This window comes from Flavobacterium sp. W22_SRS_FK3, from assembly GCF_052113665.1.
GTDB lineage: Bacteria > Bacteroidota > Bacteroidia > Flavobacteriales > Flavobacteriaceae > Flavobacterium.
Map to the genome: position 1 here is coordinate 185664 of NZ_JBGQOF010000010.1, position 13024 is coordinate 198687.

Genomic DNA, 13024 nt, shown 5'->3' on the forward strand with positions numbered 1-13024 from the left:
GTAAACTTATTTTTAAAGTGTGCAAATATACTGCTTATTCATCAATTACAGAAAACGAAAAACATAATAAATATCAAACAACAATTAGAAATACTCATGAGCAGACTGTTTATAATTGTTAAAATTATCGAAAAATCAAAACACTAATCTCTTGCAGAACAGAGGATGTAAGAAAATTTTAAAATTTTCTTATTAAATTCTTGTAACAAATCGTTAATAAAAAAGTCTTATTAACAAATTTCAATACAATCATCAATCAAATCAAATAATCAATCAACAAATTATGAAATTAAAATTTTTTCTGTTCGCATTACTGGGTGTAATTGCGACAGCTCAAGCCCAGAACACGGGAACGATATACGGGAAAATTATTGAAAAATCGAATAATACGCCCATTTCTTATGCAACCGTTTCGATTAAAGACAACGGAAAAGTAGTATCCGGAGTAAACACAGATGACAACGGAGATTTTACTATTAAAAATCTGGCTCTTAAAAGCTACACAATCGAAATTCAGTACATTGGGTTTAGAAAATATATTGGTTCTGTAATTTTAAGCGACAATAAAAAATCTGCAACCGTAAATGTTTCTCTGGAAGAAGAAGCAACACAGCTTAAAGGCGTTAACATTGTCGCCGAACGTTCTACAATTGAACAAAAAATTGATCGTAAAGTAATTAATGTTGGTAAGGATCTGACAACTGCAGAAGCTTCGGCATCTGACATCATGAATAATATACCATCTGTAAACGTAGATCAGGACGGAAAACTTTCTCTTCGTGGAAACGAAAATGTGCGTATATTAATTGATGGAAGACCAACAAACCTTGATCCGGCGCAATTGCTAAAACAAATTCCGTCAACATCTATTAAAAAAATTGAGTTGATTACAAATCCGAGTGCAAAATACAATCCTGAAGGCATGTCGGGAATTATCAATATTGTTTTACACAAAAATGCTAATACCGGTTTTAACGGAACTTATAGCGGGGGAATTACCTTTGGACAAACTGCAAAATACAATCAGTCTTTGGATTTGAATTACAAAACCGGAAAAGTAAATTTCTTTGGAAATGCAGGTAATAATTTTGGAACTCACTTTAACGACGGATTTATCACAAAAACTGATAAAAGTATTACTCAAAATTTAGACATTTCCAATGAAGACGATTCCTATTTGTACAAAGTTGGTATGGATTATTTAATTAACGACCATAATACTTTGTCGTTTTATACGACTCAAAATAAAGCAACAGGACTTGGTTTTGTAAATACTGACATTGACTACCTTAATTCACCTGAAGAAATCAGTAACATCTATCAAAAATCAAGATATCAAGGACCAAACCAAACCGGAACTTATAATTTAGCCTATAAACATATCTTTAAAAAAGAAGGCCATACACTGGATTTTGAAGGAAATTATAGCAAGACAGAAGAAACTCAGAATGCCTCTTTTGATACTCAAACCATAAAAACTGATCATACATCCAACAGCATTTTTTATAATGATTTCATAAATGATGAACGAAAACTAAGCACTTTAAATATTGATTATGTAAATCCGTTAAACGAAAAAACTACTCTTGAAGCAGGTGCAGAAGCCAGAATAACCAGGTCAGAGAACAATTACAATACAAGTAACCCGCTTGCTCCATTTGCGGTTTCTAATTATACTTATGATACCGATATTTATTCAGCTTATGTAACTTTTGGTCAAAAATTTACCAAATTAAGTTATCAGATAGGAGCTCGTTTTGAGGGTTATAAGGTAGCTGCTAATTTTAACCATGGTTTCGAAAAATTTGATGATGATTATATTACATTGTACCCATCAGCCTATTTAACTTATAATGTGAACGAGAAAAACACTTTACAACTGAGCTATAGCCGCCGTGTTGACCGCCCTAGTTTAGAGCAGACAAAACCTATTCGCGAATTTTCTACCCCATTGGTAACCTCATTTGGAAATCCTGAATTAAAACCTCAGTTTACCAATTCTGTAGAACTAAATTATACCAAAACGTTAGAAAAAGGAAGTTTTACAACAGGTGTTTTTATCAGAAGCATAAATGACCAAATCAGCAGAGTTATAAAACCGGATGAATCAGATTTAAGTGGTAATAAACAAGTTTTGACTTTTACCAATTATGATCATAATACCGCTTATGGATTTGAAGTTTCTCTTAATTACAAAATCACAAAATGGTGGGATATCCAGCCATCTATCGACTTTTCAAGCATTAACCAGCAGGGAGTTGTTTTTGTGTATGATGAAACACAAAACCCAAAAAACAGTGCAGAGGACAGAACTGTTACAGTTGCTGCATTCAATGGCCGTATGAATTCGAACTTTAAGGCTACAAAACGTTTAAGCTTTTTATTGTTTGGATTTTACAGAAGTTCCGTTGAAGATATACAGCAGGAAAGAAAAGAAATGTATAAAATGGATATTGGTTCACGCTATACTTTATTAGATAACAAAATGAATTTAAGCTTACGTTTTAATGATATTTTCAACACTATGAAATATGCTTTTGATACTCAATATCCTTATCCGCAATCAGGTCAGTTTACATGGGAAAGTCAAACTGTTTATTTAGGTTTAACTTACAATTTTGGAGGTGGAAAAATTAAAAAATTGCAACGTAAACAAAGAGAAGACAATACTAATAAAGGTGGTGGCGGAATGTTCTAGTTGCCATTTTTATTGATCAACTTTCATATTTAATTAGCACTTGTAGAGAAAAAGGCCTGAAGTTTGCCAGCTTCAGGCCTTTTTTTATTTATTCAATCTTTATAAAAAATTTCGAATTTCTTTTACTTCTTCGGGGTTAGCAGATTCTGTATCATCCGTAATCGCTGATGAATGATAAAAAGTAGGTTCTAATTGTTCCTGTAATAATTTAATATTTGAAGATCGTAATCCTCCGCCAGGCATAATTTCAATTCTGTTATTGGCTAATTTTTGAATTTTCTGCAGATTAAAAACACCTTCTTCAACATTTAATTCCTGTCCAGAAGTTAAAATGGTTTTAAAACCACAATCTATAACATCTTCTAAAGATTGCTCAACATTTTTAACCACATCAAAAGCACGATGAAAAGTACACGAAAGTGGCTGAGCCAAACTGACTAGTTCCTGATTTTTCTTTATATTTATGCTGCCGTCTTCATTTAAAATTCCAAAAACAAAACCATCAACTCCTAATTTTTTAAACTGTTTAAGATCTTGTTTCATTTCAATAATTTCTTCATCAGTGTAAAGAAAATCTCCACCTCTCGGTCTAATGATAACATGCATTTTTATGGAAAGTTTTTCGCGAACCCTTACCGCTAAAACATAATTAGGTGTTGTACCGCCAAGTTGCATATTTTCACACAATTCGATTCGATCTGCTCCGTTTTCCTGAGCAATTATGGCTGACTCGTAGTTGAAACATGCTATTTCTAATTGATTTTTTTTCATTGTATCTTTAATTCAAATAGAACAAAAACCAAATATAAAAAAAACCTGTTTCAAAACGAAACAGGCTTTACAAATATCTTTAAGCTAAATTACCATTTGATAATAGCACTTGCCCAGGTAAATCCGCTTCCGAAGGCTGCTAAAACAACTGTATCCCCTGATTTGATTTTGCCTTGTTCCCAAGCTTCGGTCAAAGCGATCGGAATAGAGGCTGCCGTTGTATTTCCGTATTTCTGAATATTATTATGAACCTGATCGTCTGATAATTTGAATTTATTCTGAATGAATTGTGAAATCCTCAAATTAGCCTGATGCGGAATCAGCATATCAATATCAGATACTTGTAAACCATTTGCTTCCAAACCTTCATTGATAACTTCGGCAAAACGAACTACTGCATTTTTAAACACAAATTGGCCATTCATGTATGGATAATAACTTTCATCATTAGGATCATTATCTGCAATAATATCCGTTACCCAACGCGCTCCCATTCCTGGCGCCTGCAAAGCCAATTCTTCGGCATGCTGCCCTTCTGAATGTAAATGCGTTGATAAAATTCCTTTTGTCAAATCTTCTTCCCGACTTAAGACTGCCGCTCCTGCTCCGTCTCCAAAAATTACGGAAACACCACGTCCTCGAGTTGTCATATCTAGTCCTGTAGAATGTACTTCTGAACCAATTACCAAAATGTTTTTATACATTCCGGTTTTAATATATTGATCTGCAACAGAAATCGCATACACAAAACCTGAACATTGATTTCTAACATCCAATGCTCCAACAGTTCTTAAACCTAAATCACGCTGAACTAAAACTCCTGGTCCAGGAAAATAATAATCAGGACTTAATGTAGCAAAAACCACAAAATCAATATCTTCTTTGGCTATGCCTGAACGTTCAATAGCTATTTTAGCTGCTTTTACTCCCATTGAAGTTGTTGTATCTTCTCCACGGATAATATGTCTTCGTTCCTGAATTCCGGTTCGTTCCTGAATCCACTCATCATTGGTATCAATAATCTTAGACAAATCATCATTTGTCACAACATTTGAAGGAACATAATATCCTAAGCCCGCTATTTTTGAATGATACATATTCTTTTTTATTATTTGTTAAAAAAATGAACTGCAAATTTAAGTATAGTTTAAAACATTAGTATACAAATTACTCTTTTTTTCGCAATTAACAATTCAATAGGCTTTAAAAAATATTATTATATTCATTGTCTGCTTTTTAAAAAATTAATTTTGTTTAATAAATCAAAAAAATGAGACAAAAACTAAAAAAATGTAACAAGATTACAATACTTTAGTCTAATCAAAAGACATACTTGCTTTATAAACACAACATTTGAAATTATGAAATTAAAAGTTACCCTGCTTCTATTTTTAAGCATTGGCTTTGCTGCTTTTGCACAAGAAAACCTTACCTATCAAAAACCTTCTAAATCTATCCTTGAGTTAGCTGATTTTGATAGAGCCCCTTCAGTGTCAATGGATACTAAAAAAGAGTATATGCTCTTGTCTTATAGAAACACTTATAAAAGTTTAGATGAATTGAATCAGGATGAGCTTCGTTTAGCGGGTTTAAGAATCAACCCAACAACAAACATCTCAAGTTCTGTCACTTACATTAACAACATCAAACTAAGAAAGCTAAAAGACAAAAATGAAATTCAGGTTTCAGGATTGCCTGCAGAACCAAGAATAAGCAATTTATCCTGGTCACCAAATGAAAAGAAAATTGCTTTTTCGCATACTACAAATGCCGGGGTTGAATTATGGGTTGTCGATGTTGTAACTGCAAAAGCCAGCAAATTAACCGAAGCCAAAGTAAATGCAAATCTTGGAAATCCTTTTAGTTGGTATAATGACAATGAGTCTATTTTAGTGAAAATGATTCCTGCTAACAGACCCGCAATGTTAGATGCTAAAAAAGATTTACCTACTGGTCCAATTGTTTCTAACTCTGATGGCAAGAAATCTCAAAATAGAACTTATCCTGATTTGTTGAAAAACAAAAATGATGAAACTAACTTTGAGAACTTTATTACTGCTGAGTTATATAAAGTAAATTTAAACGGAAATGCTACCCTATATAAAGGAGCAGATATGTATGCGGGTGAAGATTTTTCATCAGATGGAAATTATTTGTTGATCACAACTATTCAAAAACCATTTTCATACATTGTCCCTTTAAATCGTTTTCCTCAAAAAACAGTTGTTTATGATTTGAGTGGAAAAGAAATTAAAGTGGTAAACGAAGTTCCTTTAAACGAAGTTATGCCCAAAGGTTTTTCATCTGTAAGAACTGGAAAAAGAAGTATGCGTTGGAGAAACGACAAGCCTGCTACATTAGCTTATACTGAAGCACTTGACGGAGGTGACCAAGGTGTTAAAGCAGAATTCAGAGATGAGGTTTTTCTTTGGGACGCTCCATTTGATAATGCTCCAACATCTTTAGTAAAAACGCAACAACGTTTTGCAGGATTAATTTGGGGAGATGAAAATACTGCTATTGTATATGATAGTTGGTACGATACTCGAAATACTAAAACTTATTTAATTAATCCATCTACAAACAATCCAAATCCAAAAGTAATTTCTGACAGAAACTCTCAAGATAATTATTCAGATCCGGGAAACTTTGAAACCTTTAAAAATCAATATGGCAAAAAAGTCTTAGCGATTGAAAATAACAATTTGTTTCTTATCGGTGATGGATTTACTAAAAATGGTCAATTCCCTTTTATTGATGAATTTAGTTTAAAAACATTAAAAACAAACCGTTTGTATACTTCAACATATACCGATAAAAAAGAAGATTTATTATCGATTGAAGATTTCAAAAAAGGTGACGTGTTAGTTCAAATTCAATCTAAAAATGATTACCCAAATTATTACTTTAGAAACATAAAACAAAAGAACAAATTAACTCAAATTACAGATTTTAAAAATCCATTTGAAAGCATTAAAAATGTTTACAAAGAAGTTATTAAATACAAACGTAAAGATGGTGTTGAATTATCTGGTACTTTGTATTTACCTGTAGGTTATGATAAAGTTAAAAAAGAAAAAATGCCTTTATTAATCTGGGCTTATCCAGCAGAATATAAGGACAAAAATTCAGCAGGTCAAGTAACTCAAAATCCAAATGAATTTACTTTCCCGTATTATGGCTCATTTGTATATTGGGTAACCAAAGGATATGTTGTTTTAGATGATGCTGCTTTCCCAATTATTGGAGAAGGAACAACAGAACCAAACGACACATTTATACCGCAATTGGTAGCAAATGCTGAAGCTGCAATTGATGCCGTAGATGCTTTAGGCTATATTGACAGAAAAAAAGTAGCTATTGGCGGACATTCTTATGGCGCTTTTATGACTGCAAATTTATTAACACATTGTAATCTTTTTGCTTGTGGAATTGCTCGAAGCGGTGCTTACAACAGAACATTAACTCCTTTTGGTTTTCAAAGAGAACAACGTAACTATTGGGAAGTCCCTGAAGTTTACAACACAATGTCACCTTTTATGAATGCTGAAAAAATGAAAACACCATTATTACTGGTTCACGGTGAAGCTGATAACAATCCCGGTACTTTTACACTACAAACGGAGCGTTACTACCAGGCTCTAAATGGTTTAGGAGCTCCTGTTAGAATGGTTCTTTTACCTAAAGAAGTCCACGGATACGCAGCTAAAGAAAATATTTTGCATTTACTTTGGGAACAAGATCAATTCTTAGAAAAATATTTAAAAAAGTAATTTACATTTCGTTTTCAAAACCATAAAAAACCCCTAAAAAGCTAAGCAATTTAGGGGTTTTATTTATAATTTTCCTTAACCTTTTAACCAGGCATTTTTAAGCTTTTCTTTTGAAGGGTCAGTAGCTTTAAAGGTTTCACTTTCTTCATATGGCAATTTTACAGTTCCTTTTATAGTTTGATCAGCACCACCACGTTTTATCTGAACCGTAATCGGATCATTTTCTTTCCAGTTTTCACTCTCACCAATTAAGTCATAAATATTCTCCAAAGAATATGCTTTTGTATTTATAGACAAAATAACATCTCCAGGTTTAAGATTTAAATTAGTAAAAAATGGATTTAGCTCAATATCCGGACGTACACTTATTTGTTTGGTTTGTTGATCTACTCCTATGTACGGAACTTGTCCCTTTATGAAAACCGAACCAGCTTTTTTCTCAGATGCTTTTGTTACTCCTACTTTTGCTAAATATTGATCATACGGAATTGGAGTTGTTCCCGCAACATAGGTTTTTAAAAACTCACCAACTTCAGGGTATGTCAATTTTGTGATTTTATCAAAAAGTTCATTATCATTAAATGGTTTTTCAACACCATATTCTTCAGACAATTTATGCATCAAATCAAGAATTCCTCGTTCACCATTACTTTTTTCTCTAATGATAATATCAATACACATCCCTATTAAAGCTCCTTTTTGATATACATTTAAATATTGATCTTTATATGGCTGTTCCAAAACATTTTTACTCATTACTGTAAACGACATCGTATCATTTAAACCTTTTGCTTGCTCAATTTTATCAGCAATACGGGTATAAAATTCGGATTCATCAATCAGCCCCTGATTAATCTGAAAAAGATTGGCAAAATATTCCGTAACTCCTTCGTACATCCATAAATGTTCAGACATCTTTGGAGCATTATAATCGAAGTATTGAATTTCTTTTGAATGAATCGTTAATGGCGTTACAATGTGGAAAAATTCGTGGGAAACTACATCTTTCATAGTTTCAACCAATTTTTCTTTGGGCATAGATTCCGGTAAAACAACTGTAGTAGCTGTTGGATGTTCTAAAGCTCCAAAACCATGTGCATCATCTTTTGCCATACTTGACAAATACACCAAAACAGTATATTTTTTAGTAGCGTTTACTTTTCCTAAAAAGTTTTTTTGGGCCGTCATCATTGTTTTCATTTCTGGAGTAATGCTTTCAGCAGTAAATTTTCCCGTTGGGGAATAAACAGCGATCAAAATATCCATTCCGTTAACGTTGAATGTAGTATAATCAGGTTTAGAATACATAATTGGATTCTCAACCAAAACAGCATAACGAGGAGTTGTAAAAACATCACTTGTTTTACTGGCATCTTCATCTGTCATTGAAGTTGCTCCCCAAAGTGTATCGGGATGTGTAATTGTAACTTTATAAGGAATATCTAATTTATCCTGAAAATATCCCACAAAACCATGTGTGTTAACCATAAAGTTGATTCCTGCATTAATGTTTGTTCCCGCTGGCGAAAACACATCATCATTACCAAAACCGGTTCCTTTTTCGGTATCAAAAGTATCTCCAACCAAATAGGTAATTGTTTTTAATTTTTTCGCATCTGAAATCGACCAGGAATTATCATCAATCCTTTTTACTGTTAAAGCATTTCCTTTTACATCGAAAGCCTTAAAACTATCTGAATATTTTCCGTAATTATCTGTAGAATAAGTTCCCGGAACAGTTTTAGGTATACTGTAAATTACTTCATCCGTTTTTATTTCCGGTGCTGTAACTGTTACCAAAACTTTATCATCTTTTACATCAGTAAGGTTAATATTGACCGCTACATTATTTTTCGCAGCACTTGATGTCCCTGTTTTACAGCTAAAAAGTGTAACCGCAAGAGCTAATGTGCAAATTATTTTTTTCATTTATTTAAAAGTTTAATTTTTTATATAAGTCTTACAAAATGCAAAACTGTTACAGTAAAGATATAAATAAAAAAAACTCCTGCAATTCAGGAGTTTTTTGTTAGTCTAATTTATTTTTTATATAATATTTTCCGTCCAAATCTTCATCAAAATCGTCTATTTTAACTGGTTTTGGTTTTGGTTTATTTGCGATTGCCTTCTTTTTCCACATCTCAAATTTTTCAAGAGGCATTTTCTTTTTCATTATTTCCAGAACTTCTTTTTCTGACAATCCAAATTCTTTTTTTATAATTTCAAATGGATTTCTTTCTTCTAATGCCAACGAAACAAGTTTTTCAGTTTGTTCCCAATTTAACTCTTTGCGGTTACTCTTTTTCATCACGTGAAAATTAATTCAAAATAGAGGTTAATGATTAATAGATTGATTTTCAATTTAAGTATCAATATTAATAAAAAAAATAATTAGTTGATCAGATAGAGTAATTTTTTTTTATTGATTTTAGTATTTTTTTTAAGGATGTGAATTTTCATAGAAAAATTTTTTAATTTTTCAATTTATCATTTATTCTTATACTATATATGTATTTTTAGTGTATTTAGAATGTAATTTTTCAAAAGTTTTGATAATCTGATTAAAGAAAAAGAGAAAACCAATTCAAAATCTGATTTTCCCTTCTAATTTTAAAGGCTAAAATTATTATTACGCTGCATGATCTTGCAGTAACGTTTTATAAACAAATCCTGCCACGATCGCACCTAATATTGGTGCCGCCCAAAATAACCAAACCTGAGACAAGGGCTCTCCTCCTGCAAAAATTGCCTGAGACAATGATCTTGCAGGGTTTACAGAAGTATTTGTAATTGGAATGCTAATTAGGTGAATTAATGTCAAAGCTAATCCGATAGCAATACCAGCAAATCTTCCGTTTGCAAATTTATCAGTCGCACCTAATATCACTAATAAGAAGAATAAAGTAAGTACAAATTCAGCTATAAAAGCTGATGACATAGAATAACCATCCGGAGAAAATGCTCCAAAACCATTAGATGCAAAAGCTCCGGCTTTAGTATTATCTATTGCATTTCCTGCTTTTCCTGACCAGATAATAAACAAAGTTCCGGCTGCAGCAAGTGCGCCAATACATTGTGCAATGATATACGGAATCAAATCTTTTACCGAAAACCTACCGCCAGCCCATAATCCAATAGATACTGCCGGATTAAAATGCCCTCCCGAAATATGTCCAACTGCATACGCCATTGTCAATACCGTCAAACCAAATGCTAATGAAACACCTGCAAATCCAATTCCTAATTCCGGGACTCCTGCTGCAAAAAGAGCACTTCCACACCCCCCAAATACAAGCCAATACGTTCCGAAAAACTCTGCAAATAATTTTTTCATAATAAATAATTTTAAATAATGGTTAATAGTTAAAAGGTATATTGGTATGCCCATAAAATCAACAACAGCTGTAAAGGCATACGTAGCAATAAAATCCATTTTGGTAAACCAAAACCTGCTTTTTTGTTTTGATACATGAAAAGATTTGCCGGAAACACTGCAATCAGCAAAGCTATAATTCCCCATGCAGCAAAATGACTCAAAACAGGCAGTATCAGGAGAAAGCCTAAAATTATTTCGGCAGTTCCGCTTAAAATATTTAATAATTTGGGGTTTGAAAAATAAGGAGGAATGATTTTAAGATACATCCCCGGAGATCTGAAATGATTAATTCCTGCAGCAATATAAAGCAAAGCCATTAAGTACAAATGCCATGGTAAATTCATGATAATCAGAGTTTAGTACGAATTTAATAAATTTAAAACACTTTTACTTCGAAGTATGATTTTTTTTACAAATAAATAAAATCAATACTTCTTCTTGAAATTAATATTCATAATAATGATAGCTAAAATAATCAGCACAATTCCAATCCATTGTAAAAAAATTACTTTTTCATTTAATAAAAAAAATGCCATCATCACTGAAACAGGCAGTTCAAGTGCCGAAACAATACTTCCTAAACCAATTCCGGTTAACGGAAAACCAGCATTCATAAGCATTGGAGGAATTATAGTTCCAAAAAGAGAAAGTACAATACCCCATTTCATGAAAATTGAAAAATTAAAAGGTGAATTTTGTGTAACTAATGCAAACAAAAAAACAATAACAGCACCACCTAATAGCATATATAAACTTCGTTGTGCGGAAGAAATTTCGACAGCAACACGATTTGCTGTAAACATAGTTGTTGTAAATGATGCAGCAGCAAGGATACCCCAGACAATTCCTCTCCAATCTAATGCAATATCGTTTTTAAGAATATTAGTTGCCAATACCGTTCCGACAAGAACGATAAAAACAGCAATTATTTTTTGAAGTGATGGCAATTTCTTTTCTAAAACCATTTCGAGCAAAACGCCCATCCAGACAGTTTGCATAAGGAGAACAATACCAATAGAAACAGGAATATATTTTACAGCCAAATAATAAAATAAACTAGTCATTCCCAGCGAAGTTCCGGCCAGCATTAAATTAAAAATATTTTTAGAAGTTGCTTTTACGACATTTTCTTTATGTTTTGCTTTTTGAAAAGCATTAATCAACAAAACTCCTGAAATACCTAATATAAATTGGGCAGTTGTAACTTCGGCAGTAGTAAAACCTTCCGTGTAAGCCATTTTTACAAAAGTCGCAAGCATACCGTAACTTGTAGCACCTAAAGCAACCAGAAAAACACCCTTCAGTACATGTTTTTGTGACATTTTGTTTTATTTAAAAAAATTAGCCTGCAAAGATAGTACTTAGTTTTTAGCTGATTGTTAAAAATTGGAAAAGGTGAAATTTGACTTTTTTGGATCTATTATATTTATTTCTGAAAAATTAAACCTTCAATCTCCTTGATTTAAAAAATTTCTTTATTTTGCAGCAAAATCTAAAACCCAATGAAAAAATTAATTATTGCATTTATTGCAATTGCCTTATTAACTGTCTCATGTGACAAAAAAGAATCAACTGACAGTTTACATATTACTGGAAACATAAAAGGATTAAAAGAAGGAACTTTGTATATTCAAAAATACAATGACACTATCCTTACAGCTGTAGACAGTATCAAAATTGATGGTAATTCAGCCTTCGAAAGCACTATTAAATTAGAATCTCCTGAAATGCTTTATTTATTCTTGGATCGTGGCGTTACCAATTCATTAGACAATAATATTATGTTTTTTGCTGAGCCTGGAAACATAAATATTGATACAAATCTTGATAACTTTATAAATGAAGCAAAAATTACAGGTTCAAAAAACCATGAGTTATATGAAGAATATCAAAAAGTAAACTCCCGTTTTAAAGATGAAAGCCTCTCTTTAATTGAAGCAAAATTCAAAGCTTTAAAAAGAAAAGATCAAAAAGCGATTGACAGTATTATAGTAAAAGGTGATTCAAACATCAAACGGAAATATTTATTCGCAACCAACTTTGCAATTAACAACAAAGACCACGAAATAGCACCATATATTGCCTTAGCAGAGATTTACGACATTAATATTAAATTTCTGGATACAATTCAAAAATCCATGACTCCTAAAGTGGCAAATTCATTATATGGTAAAAAACTTACCAAGTATGTAAACGATATTAAAAAAGAAGAAAATAAATAATTTGAAACTTTAATTAAGCAAAAGGCCTGAAAATTTTCAGGCCTTTTAGATGTAATCTATTTTAGAAAACGGTTTTTAAAATCAATATAAATAAAAAAGCCTCTCAATTGAGAGGCTTTTATGTTGGTCTACTAGGACTCGAACCTAGAAAGACTGCACCAAAAACAGTTGTGTTACCATTACA

General features: G+C 32.1%; 10 protein-coding genes. 3 read left to right on the top strand and 7 right to left on the bottom strand.

The window, feature by feature from the left end:
• Positions 1–283: 283 nt before the first annotated feature.
• Positions 284–2698: a TonB-dependent receptor domain-containing protein gene (locus ACEN2I_RS12135; RefSeq protein WP_441766364.1), complete on the top strand. Its 2415-nt coding sequence runs from the start codon at positions 284–286 to the stop codon at positions 2696–2698.
• Between the two features lie 99 nt (positions 2699–2797).
• On the opposite strand, the gene ACEN2I_RS12140 is transcribed toward ACEN2I_RS12135, so the two are convergent.
• The gene (locus ACEN2I_RS12140; protein ID WP_441766365.1) at positions 2798–3469 is read right to left on the bottom strand and encodes a copper homeostasis protein CutC; all 672 of its coding nucleotides are present in this window, start codon (positions 3467–3469) and stop codon (positions 2798–2800) included.
• An 89-nt stretch (positions 3470–3558) separates the two neighbouring features.
• Entirely contained in the window at positions 3559–4566 is a 1008-nt protein-coding gene (locus ACEN2I_RS12145) for a 3-oxoacyl-ACP synthase III family protein (RefSeq protein WP_441766366.1), read from the bottom strand.
• Positions 4567–4830: 264 nt separating this feature from the next.
• Between ACEN2I_RS12145 and ACEN2I_RS12150 the strand changes: the two genes are divergently transcribed.
• A complete protein-coding gene (locus ACEN2I_RS12150; protein ID WP_441766367.1) occupies positions 4831–7242 on the top strand; it encodes a prolyl oligopeptidase family serine peptidase in 2412 nt (803 codons plus the stop codon).
• Positions 7243–7317: 75 nt separating this feature from the next.
• On the opposite strand, the gene ACEN2I_RS12155 is transcribed toward ACEN2I_RS12150, so the two are convergent.
• From ACEN2I_RS12155 to ACEN2I_RS12175, 5 genes are all read right to left on the bottom strand, one after another.
• Positions 7318–9171 carry a M61 family metallopeptidase gene (locus ACEN2I_RS12155; RefSeq protein WP_441766368.1) on the bottom strand — a complete coding sequence of 618 codons (1854 nt, stop codon included), beginning with the start codon at positions 9169–9171 and terminating at the stop codon, positions 7318–7320.
• A gap of 100 nt (positions 9172–9271) precedes the next feature.
• The gene (locus tag ACEN2I_RS12160) at positions 9272–9550 is read right to left on the bottom strand and encodes a DUF2805 domain-containing protein (RefSeq protein WP_007803893.1); all 279 of its coding nucleotides are present in this window, start codon (positions 9548–9550) and stop codon (positions 9272–9274) included.
• A 321-nt stretch (positions 9551–9871) separates the two neighbouring features.
• A complete protein-coding gene (aqpZ, locus tag ACEN2I_RS12165) occupies positions 9872–10576 on the bottom strand; it encodes an aquaporin Z (RefSeq protein ID WP_441766369.1) in 705 nt (234 codons plus the stop codon).
• A gap of 29 nt (positions 10577–10605) precedes the next feature.
• Positions 10606–10962 (bottom strand): DoxX family protein, encoded by a 357-nt coding sequence (locus ACEN2I_RS12170; protein ID WP_441766370.1) that lies wholly within the window; start codon positions 10960–10962, stop codon positions 10606–10608.
• A gap of 81 nt (positions 10963–11043) precedes the next feature.
• Entirely contained in the window at positions 11044–11940 is an 897-nt protein-coding gene (locus tag ACEN2I_RS12175) for an EamA family transporter (protein WP_441766371.1), read from the bottom strand.
• Between the two features lie 180 nt (positions 11941–12120).
• Here ACEN2I_RS12175 and ACEN2I_RS12180 point away from each other — a divergent pair, with 180 nt between their 5' ends.
• Positions 12121–12840 carry a DUF4369 domain-containing protein gene (locus tag ACEN2I_RS12180; protein WP_441766372.1) on the top strand — a complete coding sequence of 240 codons (720 nt, stop codon included), beginning with the start codon at positions 12121–12123 and terminating at the stop codon, positions 12838–12840.
• Positions 12841–13024: the final 184 nt, after the last annotated feature.